This window comes from Vibrio sp. Vb1026 (assembly GCF_033338745.1).
Lineage (GTDB): Bacteria > Pseudomonadota > Gammaproteobacteria > Enterobacterales > Vibrionaceae > Vibrio > Vibrio alginolyticus.
This window is the reverse complement of sequence record NZ_JAWOTH010000001.1, coordinates 547,315-573,960: the sequence shown is the minus strand read 5'-3', so window position 1 is coordinate 573,960 and position 26,646 is coordinate 547,315. Positions and strand designations below refer to the sequence as shown.

Genomic DNA, 26,646 nt, shown 5'->3' with positions numbered 1-26,646 from the left:
GCTCACATCCGCTAATTTCTCAGCTCACTTCTTTGGCATCGCGTAACTACGAGAAACGAATTCCGTCTCTTTGACTTGGTGAGCATGATTAATATAAGAAGCTAGGCTGTAAAGTACATTCGCTAATAAGTTCGCGTAACGAAACAAAATAGGTGCGGGCTGCTTCTTACCTGTATGTTCAACGGCAACTAATGCTCGTACCGTTTTTTTAGCTTGGCAACGGCACAAATGCAATTGACTGGCTGCCGGGAGCCCTCCGGGTAGAACAAAGCCTTTGAAGCCGCCATCAATACGTTGCTTGAGCAAAGCATAATCAGCCTTTAACTCTTCAACTTCCGTCTCTGTAATCGCTAATTTTCCGCGAACCGAACCATTTAGATGATAAACATTAGGCTGCATTCTTGTCAGTATATCGCGGCTAAACTCGTCCAACTCCATAGCGAGAACAAGGCCAATACGACTACAAAGTTCATCTGCTGTAATTTCAAAGTCACAAACCGGACTGTCCTCGTAAATAAACGGATAGCAAATCTCGCTCAATTCCTTTCTTACAGGTTTCATGCTTTTGTTCCAATATAAAAAAGGGAGTCAGTATAACCTAACTCCCTTTAAACGTTCATTATGCCAAATGATCGACATTCATATGATCGGTTTACAATCAGGCACTTTCGACTTTCTTGTGACCTTCTTGAAGGTGAACAAAATCTACTAAATCATCACCAGACACTTGATACGCCTGACCAAAACCTTTAACAAATAGCCCCGATTCTGGCTTTAAGTTAAACAAAACGAAATCCTCTAGCTGGCTTAGACCATCAATAATCTCACCAAAACGCTCTTTCATTTGTTCAACAACTTGTTGCCACATCTCTGTGTCTCGCTCAACTACATTTGCTACCGCATCAAAAGTTAAGCGCTTACGAGCAAACAGCTGCTTTGAAGACTCTTCATCTTCGATCATCATCAATGAAACATTTGGATTTTCTAAAAGGTTACGGGCATGACGAGCGATTTTAGAAATGAGAACGAAATAACCTTCCTGGTTTTGGACATAAGGCGCGTAGCTTACATTCGGGCGACCTTCTGCATCGACAGTTGCAAGCTGAAGTGTACGACGCTCCTGACGGAACTCTTTGATCTCTGGCCCTAAACGACCTTGCAAACGCTCTTGTTTAACTTGTTGATCCATATTGATACCTGACTTTACTAATTAGTATTCGAGTTAAGCCTCGATTATGTTTGTGATTACTTTTTTAATTCGGCTTGTAGGGCGCGAAATGCGGTGACTTGCTCTTCAATCAACTCGCGCTTTTCGTTACGGCCTAAATAAATCTTGAAAATATTGCTTCCGCACTCTGAGAAAAAACCAAAATAGTGACTCTCTCTACCCATAAACGGTTTACTGACTAATGCGACATTTTTAACGTTATCTAATTTAAGGTGGCCGTGCAGTTCACCTTCTCTACCCATTAAATTGTAATAGCCACGCGCCACTTTTCCTTTTGGAAACGGCGCTTTAACTTCAAAGATAGAACCAAAAGAGTGGACGATGGTCGTCACCGGGCCAAAACCAACCAAACTTTCTAAGATGCTTTGCGCTTGCTCTCCTGGTGCAATAGCCACCATTTCCTGAGGTAGAGCCGCAACAACCTCAAACTCGGAAATGCCAAGACGCTCTGCCATCGCAGCTGGCAATAATTGTGCTTCTTGCTCTAGTAATACTTCAACTTGTTGCTTGATTGATTCCATTGTGTCTTCCGTTTTTGTTCAATTTGTTTTCATTAATTATTGGATGCTTTCGGTACGGTTTCGTGCATCTCTGACGTGAGTACCTGAATACAACTTTGAGCCAGTGACACTGCCCAGAAGCTGCCTGCAAGAGTAAGGATTGCGCTACGTTCATGTAGTTGTACTAAGCCTTTCGCTTGCCACACTTTAAATAGAGGCAATAAAAACCCGAACGCGTCCTCTCCCATAAATGATGGAAGTTGATTTGCTTGAACAATGCCACGGTCAAACGCAGATTTGAGTGCAGAAAAAAGTGGTTCTAGAGGGCTTTGCTTCATCATCATCGCGATGGTGCTTTGACCTTCTTTGACCGCTTTAATATAGGTCTCTAGTGTGCGGTGTTGCATCATCCCGTAGCCACCGATATTACCTCCAGCACCACAGCCAATTGGCAATACCTCTGCATAAGTCTTGGCTAAACTATTGTATAAACTACGCTCGCGGTTATCGATTGCCCAATGGTTCACACTCAGTTGCTTCATATGGTGTTTGGCCATAAAGTTCACACCGAGCTCATACATTCCCGCTTTTTCTGGTGTGGTCGCAGGTGGCGGGATTTTTCCCTTTTCTACGAGGTTGAGCATGGGAGCTGACCCGCCAACCACTAACTGATACAAATCCAGTCCGTGTGCGCCAGTCGAGAGGAAATCATTTAAATCTTGCTCTAACACTTCTTTGGTTTGATAAGGTAAGCCATAGAGTAAATCGATAATGACCGGAATTTTGTCTTCTTTGGCGATCTCGCTCACTCGTTTGAGGACATCTTCCCTATCATCTAAACGTTTTGCGCTGCGGCGCACTTGTGTATTAAAACTTTGCACACCAAAAGAGAAACGATTAAACCCACCGTCTAAAGCGCCTTGATACAACTCATCAGAAAAACGATTGATGCGACCTTCTAAGGTGATTTCGCAGTCTGCGGCCAAAGGAAAGTGGTCTCGGATAGCCTGGCCTAACACACGAACCTGTATTGGAGATAAATCCGTTGGCGTTCCGCCCCCGATATATACGGCGTGAAAAATACCATTTTGTGTCCAAGGTAATGCCGCTTTCTCTCTAAGCTCCTGCATTAATGCTTCAAAGTACTCATCAACCAGTGTGCGACTTGCAGCATTTTGAAAGAAGTTACAAAAAGTGCAACGAACGCGACAAAACGGAACATGAATATAAAGACAGCGCTTATTGGTCGCTTTAATTGAGTTAGCCGTAATACTCGAAAAAATCGCCTGTTGTTGAGACGAGGGCACAGGTACGCTCGCTCCCCCGGCATGTGCAGAATGCTTCTTAACAAAAGCAAATCGCAATGGATCAGGACTATCACTGCCCAACACTGATTCATCAAGCTTATCGATATCGACGCTCATATATACTCGCTTAACTCCCATCATGTAAGGGATGGAAGCTGATCTTAAAAATTCTGCAAGAATCATAATTTGAGCGTAATGATAATGCAATTGATAATTGATCTTATTTCCATTGTAAGTAATAATCTTCCCAAGTTTTCATAGTTTCCCGAGATATTCCGTGAACGTACAAAGATATGTCATTGCAGGAGGTGCTTCCCTTGTCATCCATGCCGCACTTCTTTTTGTTTCTCAAGAGACAAAGGTGTTCGCGATGCCGGCTGGAAACCCAGCAAGTTCGGTAAGTCTAAATCTTGTGTCTGCTCCTCCCGCTGTCGAAAAATCTACACCAGAAAATGTAGCGCCATCAAAAGAGCAGCAGCCTCAAGACCAACCTGAACCAGAAAAGAAAATTGTAAAAAAACAGGTCGTCAAGAAAGACGCTGTTAAGAAGAAGGTAGTAGAGAAAAAACCTGAACCGGTTAAACAATCTAAACCTAAAGCGGTCGAGCCCACCAAAACCGTAACAAAGCAAAAGGTTCAGCCCGAAGCGAAACCAAAGAAAAAAACGGAACCAGTGAAGAAAGAGACGGTAGCTCAACAATCCGCACCTGCGAGCCAATCCAAAGGGGCAACGTCTCAGCCTGTCTTGGTCGACAAACCAACGTTTGTGAGTCAACCAACACAACCCCGTTACCCAAGATCTGCACAAAGACGCGGTATTGAGGGTGTAGCCTTGTATGAGATATGGCTAGATGAGAATGGTAACCAGATTAAACAGGTTTTGATTGAGTCTTCCGGCACAGAGTCGCTAGATGCCTCAGCACTTCGTGCGATCAAACAGTGGCAATTTACACCACATATTTCAGGTGGGCTAAAAGTCGCTCACCGAGTACAAGTACCTGTTCGTTTTAAGTTGGATGGATAATGGAACAACTACAAGAATTACAAACTCAATTTGGGCTGATGACATGGCCTTTGATCATTTGCTCAGCTCTAACGGTGATGATCATCGCCGAGCGATTATTCCATGTGTTAATTAGCCTTGGTGTAGGAAAGCGAGCCATTCGCCAAAAGCTCACAGGATTAGACCCAACAAATGGGAGCGAGCTTGAAGCACTTGCTGAAGAGTTGTCGAATAAGCGGCCGCTTCTGTACCGTGGTGTTGCGATGTTGCTTGCTCATCATTCTTTCTCGAAATCTTTAAGAGAGGATGCCGCAGGTATTTGGCTGCAAGAAAAACGCCATCAGCTGCATTCCGGCCTTCGTTTGCTGACGCTGATTGGCGTCATCAGCCCTTTAATTGGCTTGCTTGGTACGGTACTTGGCTTAATTGACATGTTTAAAGGCATCGCGGTTTCAACGGGGAATATCACTCCGAATGATTTGGCTGACGGCCTAGGTCTTGCTATGCGCACCACTGCCGCGGGTCTCATTATCGCACTTCCTGCCATTTCAGGAGCGCAGATCATTGGTTTGTGGGCGGATCGTGTAATCGCCAAGCTTGAGCACACTTTAAACTACGTCAACTTATGGCTTGAAGGTATCTCGTTACAGCATGTCTCGCCAGACCACTCAAAAGTAACACTGCGCTCTTCTGAGAAGATTGAGGCTGCAACTCAATGATTAAAACACCACAAGAAAATAGTCGTAACGGTTTAACCCCCGATTTAACACCGCTGTTAGACATTATTTTTATCGTCATGGTTTTCCTGATGTTAACCGCAGCGGTCAAACTCGATTCATTAGACGTCAATTTACCGAGCACAGAATCTCAGGCTGTTGCAGATGTCGATAAGCAATCCATCACGGTAAATATTCTTAAAGACGAGCCTTACTGGGCTATTAACGGCAAGACATATATCGATTGGGACAACTTTACCCTCGCGCTGTTAGAAGAGAGTAAGTCAAGCGATAAACCGATTGTAATTGGAGCAGAAAAAACCGCGAATATTCAGTCGCTAGTACAACTTCTCGGCTTTTTACAAGAAAACGGAATTCAAGCAACTCAGTTACTCACTGAAGAGCCATCATAAAAATAAGTAAGATAGAGATCCTTTCAAAATGAAGAACACACGCATCACTATTCATGCTGTTGTCACGGCAGCTATTTCCCTACTTGCGAGTAGTCAACTTTTTGCCAATGAAACGCCATCCTCAGAGCGCATTGTTAGCGCAGGCAGCGCCGTCACTGAACTCTTGCTTGAACTCGACGCTAAAGATAGCTTGGTTGCTATCGACGTCACCAGTCAATTACCAAAAGAAATGGAACTGCCTAAAGTGGGCTACCATCGTCGTCTTTCAGCGGAGGGGTTGCTCGCCTTACGTCCGACAAAAGTCATTGGTTCTGATGAGATGGGGCCGAAAACAACATTGAACCAATTGAAATCGGCTGGCGTAGATGTAGAAATCGTTAATACTGATGCAAATGTCGAGGGCCTTTATCAACGTATTGATCAAATTGCGAACCTTATGGATCGCAAAGCTCAAGCTGAAAGCTTAAAGCAAGATGTCCAGGCGCAAGTACAAGCACTCAATGCAAACCAACCTGATCAAGCGAAGAAAAAGAAAGTGCTCTTTCTGCTGATCCATGAAGGGCGACCTGCAAATGTTGCGGGCTCACAAACAACACCCGATGCAATTATTCAACTCGCCGGCGGACAAAACCCAGCCGCTACACAACTCTCGTCTTACAAGCCTCTATCCACAGAAGCGATGGTAGAGATGCAGCCTGACGTGATTCTTGTTAGTGGTCGCAGCTATGAAACGTTGGGTGGTGCCGATGCAATTTTAAAAGCAATGCCGCTTCTTGCTGCAACACCCGCTGGAAAGAACAAAGACATCATAACGATTGATGGCCATGCTCTGGTAGGTGGTTTGGGCCTTAAAAGCCTTGCAGAAGCTAAACGCTTGAATGCACTGCTTTACCCATAGAGACATGACATGTTGTTAAGACGCATCCCCCTTTCAACGACGTTATCAGTGCTTAGTGGATTTTTAGCATTTATTGCTATCGCCTCTATTACCGTTGGCCCAATGAACATTAGCTTTGCTGACAGTTTGCGTAGCCTAACGGGAGGCAGTTCTGATCTCGCTCCTCACATTCAGTTGGTCATTAACGAAATCCGATTGCCTCGCACCATTTTGTGTATGTTCATCGGCGCCATTTTGGCAATTTGTGGTGTGGTTATGCAGGGCTTGTTCCGTAACCCATTAGCCGAGCCTGGTATCATTGGTGTGTCTGCTGGCGCTGCTCTTGGTGGTGCATTCGCTATTGTTGTATTTGCTGAATTTAGCCAAAACTATCCGCAACTAATGAACTTAGCGGCTCTGCCTCTTTTTGCTTTCCTTGGCGGTGCACTAACGACTATTCTCGTTTATAAACTCGGCACAAGTAAGTTTGGTACCTCAGTTACAATTATGTTGTTAGCCGGCGTTGCCATCAGCGCGCTCTCGGGTGCTGCGATTGGCTACATGAACTTTATCGCAGATGATCAGATGCTGCGAGACTTGACGCTTTGGTCGATGGGCTCATTAGCTGGTGCAAATTGGTCAGGGATTGCTCTATCTGCTGTAACACTCATCATCCTATTGCTCTGGTTTCAGAAGAAGTCGATGGCGCTGAATGCTCTGTTGTTAGGGGAATCAGAAGCAAGACACTTAGGAGTTCCGGTTCAAAAACTCAAACGTCAGCTTATTTTACTTTCTGCACTGGGTGTTGGTATTACGGTGAGCATCAGTGGTGCAATTGGCTTTATTGGGCTCGTGATTCCACACTTAGGGCGCATGCTCGCTGGGCCTGACCATCGAACGCTATTACCAATATCTGCCTTAATGGGAGCACTGCTTCTTACTGCCGCAGATATGTTTGCTCGTGTTGCCGTGGCACCAGCTGAATTACCAGTTGGAATCGTGACCGCATTGATTGGCGCGCCCTTTTTCATCTACTTATTGTTCCAGCAAAAAGGGAAGATTTTGTAATGAACCAGATCGTTTTATCGGGGAAAAACATTTCGATGACGTATGGCAACCGTGTGGTGCTCGATGACATCAACATTGATATCCGAGCTGGTGAAGTGACCGCCCTACTCGGCCCCAATGGCGCAGGTAAAAGTACTTTGCTCAAGCTTCTATGCGGTGAGATCTCTTCGAATCATCACATCACCTACTTCGGTAAACAAAAGCATGATTGGGAGCCTGAAAAAAGCGCCAAACATATTGCAATGCTCCCGCAGCACAGCACCTTAACCTTCCCATTTCTAGCCAGAGAAGTAGTAGAGCTGGGGGCAATACCGCTATCACTATCCAATAAAGAAACCACTAAACTGGCTTTACATTACATGGAACAAACCGACGTATTGCATTTAGCAGAAAGCCTGTACCCGTCTTTATCTGGTGGAGAAAAGCAACGACTGCATCTAGCACGAGTGATGACACAACTACATCAATCTGGCGAAAAACGAATCTTAATGCTTGATGAACCTACCTCAGCGTTGGATCTCGCCCATCAACACAACACGTTAAAAATTGCTCGTGAAACGGCAAAAGCACAGAACGCTGCGGTGGTTGTGGTGTTACATGACTTGAATCTAGCCTCTCAGTACGCAGACCGCCTTGTACTCTTGCATAACGGGAAACTAGTTTGTGATGACACGCCATGGAATGCACTAACGTCAGAGCGCATTGAGCAAGTTTATGGCTATCGCTCTATTGTGACAAAACATCCGACGCTAGACTTCCCTCAAGTGCATGCCGCAGCATAAAGCGTATCTCCTCTAAGCCGTCTCGAAAACACTTTGATACGACAAAGGCCCGCAATATGAGAGTTGCGGGCCTTTGCTTTTATATTGGCAGAATTTGTTGCTTTAAAGGCTATTACTTGCTCATTTGGATCAATGAACGACCAATCAACCACTCAAGCTCTTTGTCACCACCCGCACCAAACTGGCTTTCAACCATTTTGTATAAGCGGTCAATACCATTAGCAGCAAATTCTTGCGCATTTTCAGCGGTGACAATGTGATGGAATAGCAGTCGTAAAATCGCGAGGAACTCAGCATCTTCCAGCGCTTTAATCCAACTTTGTGAAAATGCATTTAATCCTTTATCAAACTCTAAGTGTTCAATAAACATTTTAAAGATACGGCCATCCAGTGCGGCGGTGAAGTCCGTTTTCTTAGGGAAGTGATGGCTAATACCGGTACGCGATATACCTGTCTGCTGGCTTAGCGTCGTGTACGACATTTTGTCGTAACCTAATCTGAGTAGCTGATCAATAACGGCATCCATGATCTTTTGGATAGTGATTTCGGTATCTTCTTTACTACGCTTTGGCATATTTTAAGCTCTTCTCTTTGTAAATCCATCTAACTCACTATTAAATGAGGCCAGAATGAAATCATTCTTAGCATTATACCCGGCTCGCCGATGCGGTTCGATTAGCGAAAACCTAGAAATCAGGTTGCTAAGCGCTGCACTTGAAAGCGCTTTGGGTATATGTATTGCGACTATTTAATATCATGTCGAGTTCCAAACCATAACGTCTTTACACTGCGTAATGTGTAATTTTCAGTTATGTTTTTGTCAATACATGCTACTCAAAATAAGGCGAAAAGTTAGTCTCATCAAAACCTTGCGCCAATTATTCATCGAAACTATTCAAAGACCAAGAATGATAATTATTAAAAATAATCAATCAAGAAATAGTCTTATAAATTAACCATTAGTTCAACTGGACTGAGCAAAATCTCGTCACTATGTTCGTTAATTGATTTTAAATGTTGATATATATCACATTAACGTTCTTGATGATTTAGTAATCCAATCTTTAACCCTTACTTAACAAGTGCCTATTCTGTTCCTTTTTTACGCAAAAGTCGTCATTTTTGTAGATACAGATCAAATACCTGATAGAATACCCTTAGTATTTACAAGAGGATTCGTTATGAGTGTCGAATTAGAAAAAAACCAAGTATGTGAGGCCTGCGGCTGTGCTGGCGAGATAGGCTTTATCATCAAAGAAGGTGACGAAGTTGCCGACGTAACGGTTTTCGCACAGACAAAAACAGAGCTAGAGTCTGAACTACAAAAATACATCGAGCTCGCTAAATCAGTATGTGCTGATGTTGAATACAATGTTTCAGAAATAACCGAAGAATCGAACCAAGCGACAGCTCGATTCAAATTTGAAGTAAGTGCTGAAAAACTTATCTTTGAATTAAAAACTCGCTCACTCGCGCGTTAATGAAAAAAGCGAGCATGATGCTCGCTTTTTATTTTTCCAATCTCTTAATCTTAAACCGCTCTAAATGAAACAGACAACTTCGGCGCGTTTATTTATCTTTTTTGAACACGACCCACTTTAACGAGCCATTGGTTTCAAAATCGTTCTCAGCGGTACACATCAGTAATACGCCTTCAACATTAATCACGGCCCCTGTGGTGTAGGCTTTATCATCGTAGTAACAGATACGCTGACCTACCTTACCGTCAGCAACTATTAGCGCTTTGTTTTCTGGTGTACTGTATGATTTAGCAAAAACGGAACCCGACAGCAGTACTGCAAAAACACCAGCGGTAAAAATAGATACACTTTTTAACTTCATGAAAATCTCCCTCAAACCTCAATAATACTAACAAGGACCCTTGTGAAGTTCTTGGAAGAATCTCATATTATTCAAATATCTACTGATATTTTTCTCACCTCTACACTTGGGTCTGCTTCACATTCAATCATTTAATTTATCTCATTTTAGTAAGCTTGAAGTTACTTAGCGCAGTAAAGAAGCGCACACTTTTAGCGTGCATCTCTAATTTGAATATTTAAGTTATGAATCAAAAACTGTAAGCAAAAAATGCATAATAGGTTTATTTAAGTATAAGATAAGTACCTGTTGATCTCGGTATTTAACTAAATCTTTGACTATGCGTTTTGTTTCCCTATGCCTTACTTCAATCCTGCTCTGCTCGTCTCCTTTGGCATATGAGCTAGATTACTATTCTAAGTTTGGTCACATCGATAATTACGGCAATCTTGATCTTAGAAACAAGCCTTACACCCAACTACCCTCTGGCCTAGTGGTAAAGGGCAACTTAAACATCTCACAAACCCCTATCAAAGCCTTGCCTAAAGGGCTTGATGTTGAAGGCAGTCTGGAAGCAACTAACAGCGCACTCAAATTTATTCGCTCAGGAACAAAGATAAAAGGCTATGCAAACCTACTAGGTAGTAAGATCGAAAACTGGCCTAAAGGTATCAAACTAGGCGGTTACCTAAATCTGACGGATACACCGTTAAAATCGCTTCCAGCTAAACTTCGAGTAAAAGGTGATCTAAGTGTTATTCGCACTCCCATTTCTGATCTTCCTGAAGGATTGGTGGTTGATGGTAATCTCTATATTGGAGGATCAGCGCTGAAAGTATTTCCAGACACAATGACGGTGAAAGGGAATATCTATTTAGGTGGTAACAGGATCACAAAATGGCCCAGCAATTTAACCCTTGTTGGCGCCGTCGCACCTTAAAGAGCAGATAAACAAAAGCCCCGGCAGACCGAGGCTTTAAGGCATTCTGAATCAACGAGTTCAGTGACGAAGATTACTCTTGGTTATTCACAGGATTAGCATAGCTCGCCACCAAATAAGGTCTTGCGCCTTCAGGTAGCTGATCCAACTTATCCGCGAGATGACGCTTAACCGCTTCCGTAATGATGCTCGAATCTTCATGCCCAGCAGCTAACAAGTTGATTGGGTACAACTTGTAGTTGTTGTGAATTTGGCGGTCGATTTCACCAGCAAGAGATTCCGGCGTTTCAAACTCTTGCTCAATCACATCACCAAACGCAACATGTACACGGCCTTTATAGCCAACGATACCTTGAATGATGCTTTCGATATCTTCAAATTCGCCTTTTTCATAGCGGCCATTTTCTGCTTTTTCGTACAGCTCTTTTGCTTTGGCAATGTCACATGGATCATTTTCATAGGCAATCGAGACAGGAACGATTTTCAGAGAACGCGTGTACTCACCAAAGCTGATCTTTTGTTTACGACCTTCAACATGGAACATTTTTAAAATCGCAGGATCAGTAAAGTCGTTTCCATCTTTAGCACGGCCTTCCTTTTGGGCAATCCAAATTGAATTGCCAGTATCAAGCGAATGTTTGATATAGCTTGACAGTTGTCCCAATGCTTTCATCATTTCTCTAGGCGCTTTAGCAGAGCGCTTAACGATGAAGCTCTTATTGAGTCGCATCAATTCTGTCGCACATGGCTTCTTCAGCAGGTTATCGCCAATCGCTATACGAACTGTACGGTGCCCACTTTGGTACAAGCCATAGTTTACGAGCGCAGGGTCCATCGCAATATCACGGTGGTTAGAAACGAATAGGTATGACGTGTTTTTATCCAGCTTATCCAAACCAGAAAAAGTGACGCCATCCGTTGTCTTATTCAATGTATCTTTCAGATACTTCTTCACTTCAATCTGAATTGCTTCGACAGAATCAAGCTTGCTCCACTTGGCTTTCAGGTAGATGCGCAGGATCGGGCTCATTAGCGTTTTGAACCACGCTGCTTTATTAGCAAAGCGATGTTCTAGGATAGCAGTGATAAATTCATCATCTTGGATTAGACGATCCAGCGCTGCTGGAATTTCTTCGTCGTTGTAAGGACGAATTTCAATATAAGGATCGGTATTGGCTGTCATTGTTCATTACATATCAAAAAAAGCTGGCACATTTTACGCATAGTTTTGCTGACAAGCAGCATTTCAACCCATACTTTTAACATGGTCATACCAGTTAAGCCACCATTTATCATGCTAAAAAATTCTCTCAGCAGGTTGGAATCGTATGGGTTTAACGTTACCCTTAGCGCCAAAAAACACTGGTACTCATAATGAACTACGCAATTGAATTTCACGACGCTAAATACCCCTTTCTTGATGTAGCTGCGCGTAAAAAAGCACTGAAGCACAGTCTATTGTCTGTGATCGAAGGGTTAGCCGTCATTAAATTGGGTAAGCAGGAGTATGCCATTGAACCAGGCCAATATTTTTGGATTCCTCAAGGATGTTTGAGCTCCCTCACCTTTTTACCTAATTCTCGTGTATATCGTTGTGATTTTTCTGTGCGTTTAAATGACGACTTCTCACAACAGGCGGGCTTTGTGAAGCCTTCACCGCTACTAAAAGCGCTCGTCGAGAAGCTAGCAACAACAGCCGAACGCTCGGATCTGCAAACCGATCTACTGACAGTATTAAGGCATGAAGTATTGACGCTGTCTCCTAAACTAGCGCACTCAACATTAACAAGAACCATCAATCAGTGGACACCTGGCTGTGACATGAATATTTCTAAAGAGCTTTGCTTGGTACTAACACTACGTGAAGCAAGAAAAATGAAACTGTCGGGGAAGAAGGAAGAGCAGATTGTTGACTCTCTTTTTGCTGGTAACACCGAAGAATATGAACAGCTTTGCTTTTTAGTCTTTGGAGAAGCGCTATAACTTGCTCTTTAACAAGCTACGTTTTCAGCATTACGTAGAGTTACGGATACAGAAAGTAGAGATTCAAGTAAAAACAAAAAGGGCGTACATTGATAATGTACGCCCTTTTTTCATTTGCTTGAGGTGTCTAGAAAGGTACTTCTATCTGCATCATCCAGTCAGCGTCATAATATTCGTGCCAACGATAATCAAACCGCATTCTTGGCTGTCCGTCGGATTTATCACCAAAACCAACGCTGAACATCAACCCGTGACTACGAAGCCACTCTTCTGTATCCATTTTACTCTCTTCGTCTCGGAGCTCTTCCGGCATCCAAAAACCAAGACCAAAGTAATTCTTTTCTAAGTTTTGAGTTAGAAGTGGGGTGTCTTCCGGCTTAATCGCCCACTCCTCCCAATAGTTTTCTGTTGGTCCTTCAAGCTTCGCTTCCGCTGCATACCAAATCAATGCTTCAGTACTTAACACGCCGATGGAATCTAAAATTTCTTCACAGATTGGAAGCGTGTTATCTTCAAACACCACGGAACGATCAGAAAAATAGTTACACGCGGAATGAGCTTGTGTCACCACAAGCAGCGCACATGCACTAAATAAAACGACTCTGACCATGAAAATCTGACCTCTCAGTTCCCAGACAATGTTTCTCTGTATAAGCCTTTACTAAGTAATAAATCACGTACGGAAGGTGTTGTATAGGCGCCGATATCTTCACCCTCGGCCAATGCTTTGCGAATATCTGTGCTTCTGACTTTTACTTTTTCAGGACATGCCATAACAGTCCAACGTTCCGTAATCTCTTCAGCTCTACTAAATTTAGCAAATTTGAAGAAATTATCAGGACCAATGACAAAAGTTATATCGGCAGTTGGGTAGATTTCTTGAATTTTTTCTAACAACGCATAGGTCGTCACACTTTGTCCAGGTTGGTATAAAGCTTGCTCTGCATCAGAACGCTGAACATTAGAAAGCCCCATATCCTTGATGAACACATCAACCATTTTGCACCGAGTTGGGTAATCAAGCATGTTCTTGCCCCAAGCGTGTGCAATGCTTGGCTCAAGTAGCACAAGATCAAAGTGGCTCAAAGACTCAATAACACTTTTATGCCCTAAACTAGGTGGGTTAAATGCACTACCAAAAATGGCGATTTTTTTCATATCCGGTGATTACCTGGTTGAAGAGAGTTTTCTAATCTGATGATTTCGGTATGATACTACTAATCTTTACAGCTTTTGACCCTAAAGTCGCGTTTAATGAGCCTCAACTGTATGGTTTATCACCATTTGAGCAAATGTGCTTTAGAGTCTGAAATATTTGCAGGAAAAGGAACCCTAAATGGAACAATCCATCCGTGACGAAATGCGCGTACTCCCTTCAATTGATCCGCATTTTGAAATTGAACGCCGTGTCGCTTTTATTAAGCGTAAATTGCAAGAAGCGGGCTGTAAGTCTCTTGTTCTTGGCATCAGCGGTGGCGTTGACTCAACGACATGTGGTCGTTTAGCTCAGTTGGCTGTAGACCAGCTGAACGAAGAAGCGGGCAACAATAGCTACCAATTTATCGCAGTTCGCCTGCCTTATGGGGAGCAAAAAGATGAAGATGAGGCTCAGCTCGCTCTGTCTTTTATCCAGCCAACCCATTCTGTATCGGTGAACATCAAAGCAGGTGTTGACGGGCTTCATTCGGCTTCTCACGTTGCATTAGAAGGCACAGTTCTTCTACCAACTGATGCAGCAAAAGTCGACTTCGTAAAAGGCAATGTAAAAGCGCGTGCTCGCATGGTTGCTCAATACGAGATCGCGGGCTACGTAGGCGGCCTTGTTCTTGGTACTGATCACTCAGCAGAAAACATCACTGGTTTCTACACTAAATTTGGTGATGGCGCTTGTGACATGGCACCATTGTTCGGATTAAGTAAGCGCCAAGTTCGTGAAGTGGCTGCTACATTGGGTGCACCTGAGCAACTAGTGAAGAAAGTGCCAACAGCAGACTTAGAAGAGCTTGCTCCACAAAAAGCAGATGAAGATGCCCTAAGCCTAACTTACGAGCAAATCGACGACTTCTTAGAGGGCAAACCTGTTCCACAGCAAGTTAGTGACCGTCTGGTAGCGATTTACAAAGCAACGCAGCACAAACGCCAGCCAATCCCGACGATTTACGACTAAGCGATATTTTCAGCTCTCTTTAAAACTCAAAACGCTGCTAAAAATAGCAGCGTTTTTTGTCTAGGAACAGTTTTTGTCGAAGGACAAAAGGGCTCTCGCCTAGTTGGTTACTGTTACATCCGTCTCTGGCACAGCACAACACGCCAATACGATTCCCATTGCACGTTCCTCATCAGTCAACGCGGGCACGTCCGGATGATGTACTTGACCCGACGTAAGCTGAACCTTACACGCGCCGCATAAGCCAGCACGACAGCTATTACTAACAACCTTCCCTGCATCTTCGAGCTGATCTAACAATGTTTTTTGGTTGTTGCCTACGACTTTAGTTCCATTAAAGTCAATAGCGAGACTTTTCTCTGGCTTTGACGTAAGAGAAGAAACTCCAAACGCTTCTTGATGGTAGTTTTCCTCTGGCAGCCCTTTTCTTAGTAGAAGACTTTTTGCTTTATCCATAAAGCCATCCGGGCCACACACAAACACCTGCCGCTGTTCAACATCTTTGATTTGCTTAATGTGTGACAAACTTAAACGCCCTTTCAAACCAAACCAATCAACAGCAGGTTGCGTTAAACAGACTTTTACTTCTAGCCCTGGGTGCTCACGCTTTAACTGCTCCAACTCTGAGCGACAAGGAATATCATTCTCGGTGCGACATTGATGGTAGAAAACCACATTATCCAACTGATTGTGATCCGCTAAGTAACGCACCATTGATAACATTGGTGTTACTCCGCTACCCGCAGAGAGTAACAGCAGAGGCTGCGCTTCATGCGTTTTAAGGTGGAACTGACCGTCAGGTTGTTCTGCCTCTAAAACATCACCGACTTGTAAGTTGTCTAAGAGTGAGTTAGAGACTCTTCCACCCGCGATACGCTTTACAGAAATAGCATAACGACCCGGGCGAGAAGGACTGGATGATAAGGTATAGCGTCGACCCACTTTCTTACCATCAATATTCACCTCTATTGGCAGGTGTTGTCCTGGCAAGTAATTAGGCAACGAACCTTTGTTTGGCTCTAACCATAAGGTCACAAAGTCTTGGGCAATTTCTTCACGCTCAACACATGTAAGCTTCATGCGCACTGGCGAGTTATCTGCGTAAAACTCCGGCTCTTTGTACTCCAATACTTCAACTTTATCGCCTTGACGAATAATGCCTTCATTTCGCGCGACAAGATTCTGGCCAAAGAACACACCACCGACATCGTTTGCACGGAACTGTTGCAAGGTTTTGAGCGGCTCTTTGCTCTCACGGAATGTGCCTCTTTGGGTATTCACCGTAGTCAGGATACAGCGCTCGCAAGGTTTGAGAGACTCAAACTCTACCTCACCAATTCGTATGCGCTTCCATGAATCTTCTTCAAATGGCTTAGTATCAGAGACAACTAAGTTAGTACGAAACTGATCCATTGAGTGTAGCTCTGAACTTCTTCGGTTCAGCTCATCAAGTGAAGCTTGGCTGATCACTAAAACCGGATAACCATCAGCAAAACTGACGTTTTGACCTAGCTTTTCACGGACACGATTCGATTGCTCACCACTAAACAACAACTCAACGCGCTGCCCCAACACACGACTAAACCAGTCATCTGCATCATCTGTCGTGGTATAGGCAGTAAACGTATCTTTCCAAACCGTTGCAGGTGTCTCCTGCATTTTGAAATCTTGGTAACGGACTTTAAGTGGCTCCATACCCAAACTACTAAACACCACTCCATCGGACAATAAGGCAGACTTAATGGTTACCATTTGCGGATACTTTCGCGCAGTGATCATCGAGCCATCAGCTTTCGCAATCATAAAGCGACGATCGAAGCTCAATCCTTGCTTCTCAACCCATACGGACGACAGCGATAATCCGCCAACTGACTTAACCGGAAAAACATTAATTTGGGATAAAACGGGTTGCGACATAGCCTTCTTCCTACGGGTGTTTTTTATTTGTTGCGGTATTGTATACTCAAATCACATTAAGTTGCAGAGTCTGCTGCCTCTTCATCCATTTCAACTTTCTCGAAACCATATTCTTATAAATTTGGTTTTAGTGACAAGTATTTACTACACTCAATATTCGCGTTTTTTAACACCGTTCTGACCAAATACCGTTTGATAAAGTGTGATACGACACACATAATTCACCCAAGTTATCACTACTCCCATTTATCGATTTGGAGCTTAATTATGGATACAAGAAAACTGGTTCTGATTTTGTTATGTATCTTTCTTCCGCCTGTCGCGGTGTTTATGGAGAAAGGTCTAAATAAAGACTTTTTGATTAATCTAATATTGACGTGTTTCTTCTTTCTACCAGGTACGATCCATGCGCTTTGGTTAACAATGAAGTAACCACTTACACTCTCACTCTTTATAAAATTGAAAAATGGGATGAAATATGAGGGCAATTCCTCTATCATCCTGTCGCCTAAGCGCAAGCGTTTGCTCAAAAGCAAATACGGCGCTTAGGCTCCAATCAGACAACTTTTCAATGGTGGGAGCAATTAATGACAACACTGACTATCACTCGTCCTGACGACTGGCACGTTCACTTACGCGATGGGGAAGCTCTTAAAGACACCGTTCGCGACATCAGCCGCTACAATGGCCGTGCGCTGATTATGCCAAATACCGTCCCACCTGTTACTACAACTGAGCTCGCCCTAGCCTACCGTGACCGAATTCTCAAAGAGCAACATGGCGAACAGTTTGAGCCTTTAATGGCGCTTTACCTTACAGATAACACGACACCAGACGAAATACGTAAGGCTAAAGCAACCGGACACATTGTTGCTGCCAAGCTCTATCCTGCTGGCGCCACAACAAACTCAGATTCCGGTGTGACCAATGCGAAAAACATTTATCACGTTTTAGAAGCAATGGAAGAAGTAGGAATGTTACTTTTGGTTCATGGGGAGGTAACACATCACGATGTTGATATATTCGACCGAGAAAAAGAATTCCTTGATACCGTCCTCGCTCCTATCGTCAATGATTTCCCTAATCTTAAAATCGTACTAGAACATATCACCACCGCCGACGCAGCAAACTTCGTTAGCAACGCCTCAGACAACGTAGCGGCTACCATCACTGCCCACCACCTTCTTTTCAACCGTAACCACATGCTTGTGGGTGGTATTAAACCTCATTTCTACTGTTTGCCAATTCTTAAGCGCGGAACCCACCAGCAAGCGCTGATCGAAGCAGCAACTAGTGGTAGCAAGAAGTTTTTCCTAGGTACAGACTCAGCGCCACATGCGAAAGGGGCAAAAGAATCGGCTTGCGGTTGTGCTGGTTCTTACACTGCACACGCAGCGCTAGAGCTTTATGCAGAAGTCTTCGAAAAAGAAGGCAAGTTGGAAAACTTGGAAGCTTTCGCAAGCTTCAACGGTCCTGATTTTTACGGCATTGCACGTAACAAAGATACGGTAACGTTAGAAAAATCCGCTTGGGATGTGCCAGAAACGATGCCATTTGGCAATGATATCGTTGTGCCTATTCGAGCAAATGAACAGATCGAGTGGAAAGTGAAGTAAGTACTTTACTGACGTTTCACCCATAAAACAGGGTCATGCTTTTTGTAAAAAGAAGTCATGACCCTTGTTATTATCGTCTCATGTTTTAGATGTGATTATTGACCACGAAGCTTTTCAACCATCGTCCATACCGCAACCACAACCAACCCCGCCACAAAGCCAATAATACCGTTCAGTAAAATAGGCAAAATGGCTGTAGCAACCGAATGACCACTAAAGTTCATAATAATCGGCTCTACAAAGTGATGAATGGCTGGCACGTTGTGCACCACAATTCCTCCACCCACCAAAAACATCGCAGCAGTTCCTACAATGGTTAACAACTTCATCAACTTTGGTGCAAAAGCGACCAAGGCCCCTCCGACTTTCGCCACCCAACCTTTACCGTTTGAGCGACTTTCAAGGTAAAGGCCTAAATCATCTAGCTTCACAATCCCAGCGACTAGTCCATAAACTCCAACCGTCATAATCACTGCAATTAAACTGACAACTAAAATTTGCGTAACAAGACTGGCTCCTGTCACGGTACCTAACGCAATCACGATGATTTCTGCTGAAAGGATAAAGTCTGTCCGAATCGCACCAGAAACTTTACGCTTTTCATACTCTTCTATCGACTCGCCAGTATTAACTAGCTCCTCTTTTTCTTCGTGCGGATGCGAGTGAGGAAACACTTTCTCAAGTACTTTCTCTGCCCCTTCAAAGCAGAGAAATAAGCCGCCAATTAGCAATAATGGCATAATAAGCCATGGAATAATCGCGCTAATAAGTAAAGCTGAAGGAACTAAAATCAATTTATTTTTGAATGAGCCTTTTGCAACCGCCCAAACCACTGGAATCTCTCGCTCAGATGCAACACCAGACACTTGTTGAGCGTTTAACGCTAGATCATCTCCCAACACACCTGCGGTTTTCTTTGCCGCCATTTTTGACATTAAGGCGACATCATCAAGCACCGTGGCAATATCGTCCAGCAGTGTGAGTAAACTTGCTCCAGCCATTTTTTGTCTCTTATATGAAATTGAGTAAGTAACAAAATGTAACACCAATGAATCACTCATCAAAGTGATGATTTTGCAAAGAATACCACCCCAAATGGTGTTTTATATTGCTGTAAAGATAAGACAGGTCTAGTCTTGTGATACCTTTCAGCAGTCAAAAGAAAAAGTATAGATGAAAAGTGGATACATTTACCCGATCGGTACTCCTGGCCAACCTTGGAACGAAGAAGAACGTAAAGCTTGGTTAGCAACGCAAGAAGTAAAACGTAGCTACCAAGATGAAGTCGTCAGTAAAATCGATGCCCTACGCGAGCGTTTTGATGTTGAACAATATGGTGCGCTCTCATACAACGAGGCACGCTTCCCTCTGTTTTGTATCAAAACACGCAATTGGGATTCAACTAAGCCTGTTGTGTTGGTCACAGGCGGCGTGCACGGTTACGAAACCAGCGGTGTACATGGCGCATTAAAGTTTGTAGAAACAGAAGCAGAACGCTATGCAGAGCATTTCAATATTGTCGTTGCACCCTGCGTAAGCCCTTGGGGTTACGAGGTGATCAACCGCTGGAATCCAAACGCGATTGATCCAAACCGCTCTTTCTATAAGGATAGCCCTGCCGAAGAGTCCGCTAACCTCATAAAGCTAGTTGCAACTTTAGGCGATGTGTTAATGCACATTGATCTACATGAAACGACAGATTCTGACGAAACTGAGTTCCGTCCAGCCTTAGCTGCTCGTGATGGTATTGAGTACATTGAAGGTATGATCCCAGATGGATTTTACACGGTGGGAGATAGTGAAAACCCTCAGCCTGACTTCCAAAAAGCGGTCATTGAGTCAGTTGCAAAAGTGACTCACATTGCACCAGCAGATGAAAACGGCGAAATCATTGGTTCACCCGTCGTACAGTTTGGCGTTATCAACTACCCAATGGTAAAACTGGGCCTGTGTGGCGGCGTAACAAATTGCGTTTACGGCACGACAACGGAAGTGTACCCAGACAGCCCAACGGTGACCGACGAAGAATGCAACGATGCACAGGTTGCAGCCGTAGTTGGTGGTTTGAATTACGTACTAAGTAAGCTCGAATAACACAGGTTAACAATAAAGCAACTGACGATGTCTTTGAATTGTGAATCAGCTTTACTTTGCTCCAAAAGCAAGTTGAGACATTAATCCGCTAGTTTATTAGAAATTACCGCATTAACATCGCTAACACTGAAGATGCGAAGCATCACGACTTTATGACGCTATTTTAATGCGGTATCTAATAAATCCTAAAATACAAACGACATCTAGACATCATCGTCACTACTAACTCCTCTTCCTGAACAAACTATCGTCATACCATTTAAATCAAACCTCAACCAACGAGCTTCTGAAGCGAAAAACATCCTTAAACAATAAGAAAGCTTAATGCTCTTTGGCTTTATTTTTTAATCACTTACCCAAAAGCACATGCATTAGCCATTGCCTTGTTTTTTATACGCGATTGATCTTTTTAGAGAAACACATATGAACTTCATTGCTTAACCGAAAAAACAAAGATATAATGAAAATAATTATCATTTGTATTTTAATATTAAATCGAGAACCTCTTTCTCTTTGCATTGAAAGCGGCACTTTTCTTTTGCTAGTTAATCCAGTTTTAAAGCCAAATCAGCACGTTGAATTTTTAGGTATGGCCTAGTGATACTTTGAGGGCTGGATTGTGACCTTAATGTTTATAAAAAATAACTTGGTTATGTTTTGTTGGAATTTAGAACCTATATGCGAATAGATATTCATTATTCGTATTCCATCCCCAAGTCATAAGTTAAGAGAAACTCACTTTATTTTGGGGCAGATTCTGTATGAGTATTCACGTAGTAAGCCTGTTTTTTATACTGTGCTTAACTTCAATTTTCGTCGGCGCAAACCAACTAGATTGGTCGTTATTGCTGACCATGGATGACAAAGCTTGGCTACCGATTACTGCTAGCAGATTACCAAGGCTAATCGCACTAATTCTTACCGGATCTGGTCTCGCAATATGTGGTGTTATTCTTCAACATATTGTTAGAAATCGTTTTGTTGAGCCGGGCACCACAGGCGGTATCGATGCGGCAAAGCTCGGTATTTTGGTATCTATCGTCATGCTTCCATCCTCAGACAAGCTTGAACGTATGCTCTTCGCCGTACTATTTTGCTTCGCCGCTGGCCTTATCTACATTGCCATCGTACGAAAAATTAAATTCAGTAACTCTGCGTTAATACCTGTGATTGGGCTTATGTTTGGTAGTGTACTAAGTGCTATAGCGGAGTTTTATGCTTATCAAAACAACATCTTACAGAGTATGTCCGGTTGGTTAATGGGAGATTTCTCCAAAGTGGTCCAAGAACACTATGAAATAATTTTCTTGATTTTACCCATCACCCTACTGACTTACTTATATGCACATAAGTTTACTGTGATGGGAATGGGCGAAGATGTTGCGTCCAACTTAGGAATTAATATTGCGTTCACTGCCGCCTTGGGTCTAATGCTAGTTTCCGTGACAGTTGCTATAACAGTGGTGACCGTAGGTGCCATTCATTTTATCGGTTTAGTCATACCTAACCTAGTCGCACTAAAATATGGCGATCACCTTAAAAACACCCTACCAATCGTTGCACTAGGCGGCGCTTCGTTACTTATTTTTTGCGATGTCATAGGCAGAGTTGTTGCCTTTCCTTTTGAAGTCCCAATTGGATTAACAGCCAGTGCTATCGGGGGAGTCATGTTTCTTGTGTTTCTTTTGAAAGGAGCACGAGTATGAGATCACATTACTCAAACATGCGAGTGAGCATTATACTCGTTTGCATACTGTCTATCGCCTTTATCTTTACAAGCTCTGGGTGGGATTTTGATTACGTCATCCCTAAGAGGCTGATTAAACTTGGTGCCATAGTTATTGGGGGCAGCTGCGTGGCCATCTCTGCTGTTATTTTCCAAGCTTTAGCTGGTAATCGTATTCTTACGCCATCCATTATGGGATATGAGTCGGTTTATCTGGTTTGGCAAACCCTACTCTTATTACTAGGGGGCACTTCTGGCATTGCTACATTAGGTGTTGTCGGTAATTTCGCTGTCTCTGCAATACTCATTCTGTTGTATTCCTTAGCGATTCAATCTTGGGTACTCAATAGATTTAAACATGACATGCACCAAGTTCTGCTGATTGGCTTTGTTTTGACAATGGTGCTGACAACTCTTGCTCAATTTATCCAGCTCAGAATAAGCCCTGGAGAATTCTCTATCCTTCAAGGGCTCAGCTATACCTCGTTTGAGCGAGCGAAACCTTCTACGTTACTTTTTTCCAGTATTGCGTTAAGCGTTTTGGCACTCTTTGCTAACAGATGGTCACGCGAGCTAGATGTGATAGGTCTAGGTCGAGACCAAGCGATGTCATTAGGACTAAATGATAAGCAATATGTACCAAAGTTCTTTGCTGTAATCGCCATTTTAGTAGCAATTTCGACGAGCTTGATTGGCCCAACGGCTTTTATGGGAATTTTTATTGCCAATATTGCTTATTCCGTTACTAGCGCACCGAACTACAGACACATATTGCTCGTTGCTTGTGCTATTGCAATTGTCATGTTCTTGTCTGGTCAACTTCTGGTAGAGCACTTATTTAACTTTAAAACCACCGTCTCTATTTTGGTGAATGTCCTTTGTGGGGGATATTTCCTAGCCATCACGATAAGAACAAGAAGCCAAATATGAAAACTGTTACTCGCCTGTTTAAAGACAACTCACTGACAAAAAGGAAATACCCCATGTTTAAGAGCCCCCTACGTTTGAGTATCGCGCTTGCTTGCTGCGCTCTAGGAACCTTATCAGGTTGCGAGCCGGAAATAACTAAAATTGAAGATACTCAGCCATTAGAAAAGCTCATCGTGATTGAACACAATCTCGGAGCAACTACTATTTCTCATCGCCCTCAACGAGTGGCAGCATTAGATATGAACGAAGTGGACTTTTTAGATCAGCTAAATGTTCCAATCTCAGGAATGGTGAAAGACTTTGTTCCTCACTTTCTAGCGAAATACAAAGACACACCTGAGATAGCGGATCTTGGTGCGATAGTTCAGCCTAATATGGAAAAGATCTATGCCCTAAAACCAGATCTCGTATTGATGACTCCGCTACATGCTAATCAGTATGAAGAACTCTCTCAACTCGCTCCGACTTTACATTTTGACATCAACTACCGTAATAGTCGTGACCATCACGTCGATACCATTAAGAAACACCTTGTAGAGCTTGGTGAGATCTTTGAAAAGCAGGAGCTAGCCCAACAGAAAGTTGCCGAAATCGATGCAAAAGTCGCAGAAGTGCGCGCTGTTACGAAAGAGCGTTCTGAAAAAGCTTTGGTTGTCATGCATAACAATGGTGCTTTCAGCTCATTTGGCGTTGAGTCTCGTTATGGCTTCGTTTTCGATGTTCTGGGGGTAAAACCAGCGAGTGAAAAAGTGGAGACAGGTTTGCATGGTCAGCCAATTTCTAGCGAGTTCATTAGCCAAGCTGATCCAGACATTCTTTACATCATTGATCGAACAGCAGTAATGGAAGGAAAGCCTGTCATTGATGCGGAACACTTAGCAAACCCACTACTCCGTCAAACCAAAGCATGGAAAAACGACAACGTCGTTTTTGTTGATGCCGATGCTTGGTACATCACTTCAGCAAGCATCACATCTCTGAAAATCATAATTGAAGACATCCTAAAAGGTTACCAAAGCTAAATCTAATAACAATGAGTTGGATCTTAAGTAATTCAACACTCAATCGACGTCAGAACGGATGTGAGCTAGCCCAAACAAAGAAAAGGAATCTATAATGACTCATGACTATCATCAGATAGCGATGGACTCTTCACAGAAAAACAAACCAAGCCCATGTCATATCGCCCTCTTTATTTCACTTCAATTTAGTACTTTTGTCGTACCAATTAGTATCGCTCAAGCTGAAGAAGTCGTAGATGAATCAATGACAGTTTATGGTGAAGCAAACAGAGTTTATGCCGCTGGCAAAGTTTCTCACGCGAGTAATATAGGAATGCTTGGCGACAAAAACTTCATGGAAACGCCTTTCAATACGATTGGATACACAGAAAAACACATTCAAGACCAACAAGCACGCGATATCTCAGATGTAATCTCAGCTTCTGATCCCTCTGTTTTCACCAGCGGTGAAACCGGCTTAAACAAAGAAAGTTTCAAAATAAGAGGTTTCAACTCAGACATTAGCGACGTTATGCTTAATGGATTGTATGGTATCGCTCCTTATTACCGAACCTCTCCTGAAATGTATCAACGTATTGATGTACTTAAAGGTCCTGCTTCTTTGCTCAACGGTATGCCACCGAATGGATCTGTTGGTGGCACCATCAACTTAGTGACAAAAAGAGCACAAGAAACACCAATCACATCTTTCACCGGCAGCTACTTATCGGACACTCAATTCGGAGGACATATCGATATTGGACGTCGCTTTGGTACAAATGAAGAATTTGGTATTCGTTTCAACGGTGCATTTAAAGATGGAGACACCGCGATAAACAACCAAAGCAACAAAACTCAACTTGCATCATTAAGCCTTGATTGGCGTAATGACATTGCTTTCCTTGAAGCAGATTTTTACTACAGTACAGAGCGAGTTGAAGGTGCAAACCGTGGGTTAAGCATCGCTTCTGGTCTCAAAATCCCATCACCTCCTCCATCTGACACATTATTGACGCCAAGTTGGGCCTACAATGATAGCGAAGATAAAGGGATGATGATTCGCGGGGAGCTAAGCGTTAGTGACTCTGTAACTGTATACAGCGCATTGGGTGGTAGCCGTACAGATTTTCATTCAAATGTACCGCAACGAATCAAAATCATCGATAACGAGGGTAACCTAGAGGTATCTCTCGGATCAGTTAAGCTTGAGAACAAACGGACTTCAGGTGAGATAGGTGTTCGTAGCAACTTTGACACTGGCCCAGTAGAACACCACCTTGTACTGAATAGTACTTACTTTAGAGAAGATAAAAATGATTCTCCAACAGGTAATAATAATCCAGCCCCTTGGAACTCGAATATTTATGATCCTGTTTGGGGACCAGAAAATTCAGTTTACGACAACTACTATGGTTTACCTGTCGATTCAACTCAGGTCAGCTATGGCATTGCCGATACGTTATCTTTTGTTGATGGGAAATATCAAATCACGCTCGGCTTGCGTTACCAGAGCATTGATTATGAATCTGGAATAATAATGAACGGAATGTCGCTTCCTACCACCAAGTTTAAGGAAAGTACTTACACTCCCGCACTTGCAGCATTATACAAAGTTTCGAGCTCAGTTTCGCTTTATGGTAACTACACCGAAGGCTTAACGAATGGGAAAACAGCAGGCTCTAGCGCCGCAAACGCAGGAGAGGCTTTTGAACCCCAAAAAACCAAACAGACTGAAGCAGGCTTGAAGCTTGACCTGGACGGCTTTGCTCATACGTTCAGTTTATTTGAGATTAAAAAGCCAAATGGGTACCAAGATCCGGATACCAACATTTTTTCTTTCGGTGGTGAACAGCGCAATCGCGGTATTGAATGGGGGTTCTACGGCACACTATCAAAGGACTATACACTCATCGGTGGTATCGCCTATACAGATGCAGAGATTACAAAAGCAACAGATGTGACAGAGGAGGGGAAACAAGCAACTAAGCTACCCGATTTACAAGCTAAACTCGCATTAGAATGGAACCTCCCTGCGATGCGTGATCTCACGCTTATCGGCCAAGCGAACTATATGTCTGAACAATACATTGATGCACAAAACACTCAGGCATTACCTGCACAGACTATTCTTGATCTTGGCGCACGCTACAACTCAAAAATTGCTGAAACAAGCGTGGTTTGGCGCCTTAGCGTAAACAATGTACTGGATGAAGATTACTGGACAACCACCCACTATGCGGACCTAGCTCTTGGCGCACCACGTACAGTGATGCTGTCAGCTACTGCGGATTTCTAATCCCTCCACCTCCCCTTTAGCCTACCTTCTAAGGGGGACTTACTCCCATTTGGCTGTTCATGAAAATTCACAACAAATCAAAGGAAGTACTCATCTTCAACATTCAAGCAGACAAAGAGCTCGCAACACCTACGGCCAAAGTTAATTCAAAACATAATCCATCAACGTCCACTTCCATAGGCTTTATATGAAAAACGATAAGAGCTCAATATGCTCTACCACGTTCTCCTTATTTTCGCTTGATAGGCTAGATAGGCTAGA

28 protein-coding genes are annotated in these 26,646 nt (G+C 43.2%); 17 read left to right on the top strand and 11 right to left on the bottom strand.

The annotated features are described in order from the left end of the window. Positions 1–24: 24 nt before the first annotated feature. The 4 genes from R7E47_RS02660 to hutW form a co-directional block, all read right to left on the bottom strand. Positions 25–561, bottom strand: coding sequence for an ATP:cob(I)alamin adenosyltransferase (locus R7E47_RS02660; RefSeq protein ID WP_318083691.1), 537 nt, complete (start codon positions 559–561; stop codon positions 25–27). 97 nt (positions 562–658) lie between these two features. Continuing rightward, the gene (hutZ, locus tag R7E47_RS02655) at positions 659–1,189 is read right to left on the bottom strand and encodes a heme utilization protein HutZ (RefSeq protein WP_017635270.1); all 531 of its coding nucleotides are present in this window, start codon (positions 1,187–1,189) and stop codon (positions 659–661) included. Positions 1,190–1,245: 56 nt separating this feature from the next. Continuing rightward, entirely contained in the window at positions 1,246–1,749 is a 504-nt protein-coding gene (gene hutX, locus R7E47_RS02650; RefSeq protein WP_158155408.1) for a heme utilization cystosolic carrier protein HutX, read from the bottom strand. A 32-nt stretch (positions 1,750–1,781) separates the two neighbouring features. Next, positions 1,782–3,152 (bottom strand): heme anaerobic degradation radical SAM methyltransferase ChuW/HutW, encoded by a 1,371-nt coding sequence (hutW, locus tag R7E47_RS02645; RefSeq protein WP_225455762.1) that lies wholly within the window; start codon positions 3,150–3,152, stop codon positions 1,782–1,784. A gap of 160 nt (positions 3,153–3,312) precedes the next feature. On the opposite strand from hutW, the gene R7E47_RS02640 reads away from it, so the two are divergent. The 6 genes from R7E47_RS02640 to R7E47_RS02615 are packed head-to-tail and all read left to right on the top strand — an operon-like array spanning position 3,313 to position 7,894. Then, on the top strand, positions 3,313–4,059 hold the full coding sequence (locus R7E47_RS02640) for an energy transducer TonB (protein WP_080773752.1): 747 nt from the start codon (positions 3,313–3,315) through the stop codon (positions 4,057–4,059). Next, entirely contained in the window at positions 4,059–4,757 is a 699-nt protein-coding gene (locus R7E47_RS02635) for a MotA/TolQ/ExbB proton channel family protein (RefSeq protein ID WP_005385044.1), read from the top strand. Before R7E47_RS02640 ends, R7E47_RS02635 begins: the two co-directional genes overlap by 1 nt. Continuing rightward, positions 4,754–5,167, top strand: coding sequence for an ExbD/TolR family protein (locus tag R7E47_RS02630; RefSeq protein WP_005375322.1), 414 nt, complete (start codon positions 4,754–4,756; stop codon positions 5,165–5,167). Before R7E47_RS02635 ends, R7E47_RS02630 begins: the two co-directional genes overlap by 4 nt. Before the next feature lie 28 nt (positions 5,168–5,195). Then, a complete protein-coding gene (locus R7E47_RS02625) occupies positions 5,196–6,065 on the top strand; it encodes a hemin ABC transporter substrate-binding protein (RefSeq protein ID WP_318083690.1) in 870 nt (289 codons plus the stop codon). Positions 6,066–6,074: 9 nt separating this feature from the next. After that, positions 6,075–7,112, top strand: a complete 1,038-nt coding sequence (locus R7E47_RS02620; RefSeq protein WP_318083689.1) for an iron ABC transporter permease — start codon at positions 6,075–6,077, stop codon at positions 7,110–7,112. Next, entirely contained in the window at positions 7,112–7,894 is a 783-nt protein-coding gene (locus tag R7E47_RS02615; protein ID WP_005385036.1) for a heme ABC transporter ATP-binding protein, read from the top strand. Before R7E47_RS02620 ends, R7E47_RS02615 begins: the two co-directional genes overlap by 1 nt. A 112-nt stretch (positions 7,895–8,006) precedes the next feature. Here R7E47_RS02615 and R7E47_RS02610 read toward each other — a convergent pair whose 3' ends face one another. Beyond that, complete coding sequence (locus R7E47_RS02610; protein WP_005385033.1) at positions 8,007–8,468, bottom strand: TetR/AcrR family transcriptional regulator; 462 nt, start codon at positions 8,466–8,468, stop codon at positions 8,007–8,009. Positions 8,469–9,075: 607 nt separating this feature from the next. Between R7E47_RS02610 and R7E47_RS02605 the strand changes: the two genes are divergently transcribed. Continuing rightward, positions 9,076–9,375: a YfcZ/YiiS family protein gene (locus R7E47_RS02605; protein WP_005375307.1), complete on the top strand. Its 300-nt coding sequence runs from the start codon at positions 9,076–9,078 to the stop codon at positions 9,373–9,375. 88 nt (positions 9,376–9,463) lie between these two features. On the opposite strand, the gene R7E47_RS02600 is transcribed toward R7E47_RS02605, so the two are convergent. Next, a complete protein-coding gene (locus R7E47_RS02600) occupies positions 9,464–9,736 on the bottom strand; it encodes a YnjH family protein (RefSeq protein WP_005375306.1) in 273 nt (90 codons plus the stop codon). Positions 9,737–10,055: 319 nt separating this feature from the next. On the opposite strand from R7E47_RS02600, the gene R7E47_RS02595 reads away from it, so the two are divergent. Further along, the gene (locus R7E47_RS02595) at positions 10,056–10,655 is read left to right on the top strand and encodes a hypothetical protein (RefSeq protein WP_158173193.1); all 600 of its coding nucleotides are present in this window, start codon (positions 10,056–10,058) and stop codon (positions 10,653–10,655) included. A 73-nt stretch (positions 10,656–10,728) separates the two neighbouring features. Here R7E47_RS02595 and R7E47_RS02590 read toward each other — a convergent pair whose 3' ends face one another. Next, positions 10,729–11,838 carry a 1-acyl-sn-glycerol-3-phosphate acyltransferase gene (locus R7E47_RS02590; RefSeq protein WP_005385027.1) on the bottom strand — a complete coding sequence of 370 codons (1,110 nt, stop codon included), beginning with the start codon at positions 11,836–11,838 and terminating at the stop codon, positions 10,729–10,731. Positions 11,839–12,029: 191 nt separating this feature from the next. On the opposite strand from R7E47_RS02590, the gene R7E47_RS02585 reads away from it, so the two are divergent. After that, a complete protein-coding gene (locus tag R7E47_RS02585) occupies positions 12,030–12,638 on the top strand; it encodes an AraC family transcriptional regulator (protein WP_085569331.1) in 609 nt (202 codons plus the stop codon). Between the two features lie 127 nt (positions 12,639–12,765). On the opposite strand, the gene R7E47_RS02580 is transcribed toward R7E47_RS02585, so the two are convergent. Both R7E47_RS02580 and R7E47_RS02575 read right to left on the bottom strand, forming a co-directional pair. After that, the gene (locus tag R7E47_RS02580; protein ID WP_017635276.1) at positions 12,766–13,248 is read right to left on the bottom strand and encodes a hypothetical protein; all 483 of its coding nucleotides are present in this window, start codon (positions 13,246–13,248) and stop codon (positions 12,766–12,768) included. A gap of 14 nt (positions 13,249–13,262) precedes the next feature. After that, complete coding sequence (locus R7E47_RS02575; RefSeq protein WP_053307875.1) at positions 13,263–13,796, bottom strand: nicotinate-nicotinamide nucleotide adenylyltransferase; 534 nt, start codon at positions 13,794–13,796, stop codon at positions 13,263–13,265. A gap of 178 nt (positions 13,797–13,974) precedes the next feature. Between R7E47_RS02575 and nadE the strand changes: the two genes are divergently transcribed. Next, the gene (gene nadE, locus R7E47_RS02570; RefSeq protein WP_158173194.1) at positions 13,975–14,805 is read left to right on the top strand and encodes an ammonia-dependent NAD(+) synthetase; all 831 of its coding nucleotides are present in this window, start codon (positions 13,975–13,977) and stop codon (positions 14,803–14,805) included. Between the two features lie 99 nt (positions 14,806–14,904). Here the strand turns inward: nadE and R7E47_RS02565 are convergent, their stop codons facing one another. After that, positions 14,905–16,722 carry a hybrid-cluster NAD(P)-dependent oxidoreductase gene (locus R7E47_RS02565; protein WP_318083688.1) on the bottom strand — a complete coding sequence of 606 codons (1,818 nt, stop codon included), beginning with the start codon at positions 16,720–16,722 and terminating at the stop codon, positions 14,905–14,907. A gap of 267 nt (positions 16,723–16,989) precedes the next feature. Here R7E47_RS02565 and R7E47_RS02560 point away from each other — a divergent pair, with 267 nt between their 5' ends. Further along, on the top strand, positions 16,990–17,154 hold the full coding sequence (locus tag R7E47_RS02560; protein WP_005375297.1) for a YqaE/Pmp3 family membrane protein: 165 nt from the start codon (positions 16,990–16,992) through the stop codon (positions 17,152–17,154). A 155-nt stretch (positions 17,155–17,309) separates the two neighbouring features. Next, positions 17,310–18,338, top strand: a complete 1,029-nt coding sequence (pyrC, locus tag R7E47_RS02555) for a dihydroorotase (protein ID WP_318083687.1) — start codon at positions 17,310–17,312, stop codon at positions 18,336–18,338. Positions 18,339–18,433: 95 nt separating this feature from the next. Here the strand turns inward: pyrC and R7E47_RS02550 are convergent, their stop codons facing one another. Then, positions 18,434–19,339: a DUF808 domain-containing protein gene (locus tag R7E47_RS02550; protein WP_017821242.1), complete on the bottom strand. Its 906-nt coding sequence runs from the start codon at positions 19,337–19,339 to the stop codon at positions 18,434–18,436. 172 nt (positions 19,340–19,511) lie between these two features. Here R7E47_RS02550 and R7E47_RS02545 point away from each other — a divergent pair, with 172 nt between their 5' ends. From R7E47_RS02545 to R7E47_RS02525, 5 genes are all read left to right on the top strand, one after another. After that, entirely contained in the window at positions 19,512–20,432 is a 921-nt protein-coding gene (locus tag R7E47_RS02545) for a M14 family metallocarboxypeptidase (RefSeq protein ID WP_005375292.1), read from the top strand. A gap of 761 nt (positions 20,433–21,193) precedes the next feature. Continuing rightward, positions 21,194–22,138 (top strand): ABC transporter permease, encoded by a 945-nt coding sequence (locus R7E47_RS02540; RefSeq protein WP_033906772.1) that lies wholly within the window; start codon positions 21,194–21,196, stop codon positions 22,136–22,138. Beyond that, complete coding sequence (locus R7E47_RS02535; RefSeq protein WP_053307879.1) at positions 22,135–23,088, top strand: iron chelate uptake ABC transporter family permease subunit; 954 nt, start codon at positions 22,135–22,137, stop codon at positions 23,086–23,088. Before R7E47_RS02540 ends, R7E47_RS02535 begins: the two co-directional genes overlap by 4 nt. Positions 23,089–23,141: 53 nt before the next feature. Then, entirely contained in the window at positions 23,142–24,110 is a 969-nt protein-coding gene (locus R7E47_RS02530; RefSeq protein ID WP_054701806.1) for a siderophore ABC transporter substrate-binding protein, read from the top strand. 94 nt (positions 24,111–24,204) lie between these two features. Further along, on the top strand, positions 24,205–26,385 hold the full coding sequence (locus tag R7E47_RS02525) for a TonB-dependent receptor (protein WP_238970758.1): 2,181 nt from the start codon (positions 24,205–24,207) through the stop codon (positions 26,383–26,385). Positions 26,386–26,646 lie beyond the last annotated feature (261 nt).

What these genes read in the sequence shown, in the direction of transcription:
- R7E47_RS02535 (WP_053307879.1), top strand. Translation starts at nt 22,135, where the DNA reads ATGAGATCACATTACTCAAACATGCGAGTGAGCATTATACTCGTTTGC.
- R7E47_RS02580 (WP_017635276.1), bottom strand. Translation starts at nt 13,248, where the DNA reads ATGGTCAGAGTCGTTTTATTTAGTGCATGTGCGCTGCTTGTGGTGACA.
- R7E47_RS02565 (WP_318083688.1), bottom strand. Translation starts at nt 16,722, where the DNA reads ATGTCGCAACCCGTTTTATCCCAAATTAATGTTTTTCCGGTTAAGTCA.
- R7E47_RS02525 (WP_238970758.1), top strand. Translation starts at nt 24,205, where the DNA reads ATGACTCATGACTATCATCAGATAGCGATGGACTCTTCACAGAAAAAC.
- R7E47_RS02635 (WP_005385044.1), top strand. Translation starts at nt 4,059, where the DNA reads ATGGAACAACTACAAGAATTACAAACTCAATTTGGGCTGATGACATGG.
- R7E47_RS02550 (WP_017821242.1), bottom strand. Translation starts at nt 19,339, where the DNA reads ATGGCTGGAGCAAGTTTACTCACACTGCTGGACGATATTGCCACGGTG.
- hutZ (WP_017635270.1), bottom strand. Translation starts at nt 1,189, where the DNA reads ATGGATCAACAAGTTAAACAAGAGCGTTTGCAAGGTCGTTTAGGGCCA.
- pyrC (WP_318083687.1), top strand. Translation starts at nt 17,310, where the DNA reads ATGACAACACTGACTATCACTCGTCCTGACGACTGGCACGTTCACTTA.
- R7E47_RS02605 (WP_005375307.1), top strand. Translation starts at nt 9,076, where the DNA reads ATGAGTGTCGAATTAGAAAAAAACCAAGTATGTGAGGCCTGCGGCTGT.
- R7E47_RS02540 (WP_033906772.1), top strand. Translation starts at nt 21,194, where the DNA reads ATGAGTATTCACGTAGTAAGCCTGTTTTTTATACTGTGCTTAACTTCA.
- hutX (WP_158155408.1), bottom strand. Translation starts at nt 1,749, where the DNA reads ATGGAATCAATCAAGCAACAAGTTGAAGTATTACTAGAGCAAGAAGCA.
- R7E47_RS02590 (WP_005385027.1), bottom strand. Translation starts at nt 11,838, where the DNA reads ATGACAGCCAATACCGATCCTTATATTGAAATTCGTCCTTACAACGAC.
- R7E47_RS02620 (WP_318083689.1), top strand. Translation starts at nt 6,075, where the DNA reads ATGTTGTTAAGACGCATCCCCCTTTCAACGACGTTATCAGTGCTTAGT.
- R7E47_RS02585 (WP_085569331.1), top strand. Translation starts at nt 12,030, where the DNA reads ATGAACTACGCAATTGAATTTCACGACGCTAAATACCCCTTTCTTGAT.
- nadE (WP_158173194.1), top strand. Translation starts at nt 13,975, where the DNA reads ATGGAACAATCCATCCGTGACGAAATGCGCGTACTCCCTTCAATTGAT.
- R7E47_RS02560 (WP_005375297.1), top strand. Translation starts at nt 16,990, where the DNA reads ATGGATACAAGAAAACTGGTTCTGATTTTGTTATGTATCTTTCTTCCG.
- R7E47_RS02625 (WP_318083690.1), top strand. Translation starts at nt 5,196, where the DNA reads ATGAAGAACACACGCATCACTATTCATGCTGTTGTCACGGCAGCTATT.
- R7E47_RS02595 (WP_158173193.1), top strand. Translation starts at nt 10,056, where the DNA reads ATGCGTTTTGTTTCCCTATGCCTTACTTCAATCCTGCTCTGCTCGTCT.
- hutW (WP_225455762.1), bottom strand. Translation starts at nt 3,152, where the DNA reads ATGAGCGTCGATATCGATAAGCTTGATGAATCAGTGTTGGGCAGTGAT.
- R7E47_RS02530 (WP_054701806.1), top strand. Translation starts at nt 23,142, where the DNA reads ATGTTTAAGAGCCCCCTACGTTTGAGTATCGCGCTTGCTTGCTGCGCT.
- R7E47_RS02630 (WP_005375322.1), top strand. Translation starts at nt 4,754, where the DNA reads ATGATTAAAACACCACAAGAAAATAGTCGTAACGGTTTAACCCCCGAT.
- R7E47_RS02660 (WP_318083691.1), bottom strand. Translation starts at nt 561, where the DNA reads ATGAAACCTGTAAGAAAGGAATTGAGCGAGATTTGCTATCCGTTTATT.
- R7E47_RS02545 (WP_005375292.1), top strand. Translation starts at nt 19,512, where the DNA reads ATGAAAAGTGGATACATTTACCCGATCGGTACTCCTGGCCAACCTTGG.
- R7E47_RS02610 (WP_005385033.1), bottom strand. Translation starts at nt 8,468, where the DNA reads ATGCCAAAGCGTAGTAAAGAAGATACCGAAATCACTATCCAAAAGATC.
- R7E47_RS02615 (WP_005385036.1), top strand. Translation starts at nt 7,112, where the DNA reads ATGAACCAGATCGTTTTATCGGGGAAAAACATTTCGATGACGTATGGC.
- R7E47_RS02600 (WP_005375306.1), bottom strand. Translation starts at nt 9,736, where the DNA reads ATGAAGTTAAAAAGTGTATCTATTTTTACCGCTGGTGTTTTTGCAGTA.
- R7E47_RS02575 (WP_053307875.1), bottom strand. Translation starts at nt 13,796, where the DNA reads ATGAAAAAAATCGCCATTTTTGGTAGTGCATTTAACCCACCTAGTTTA.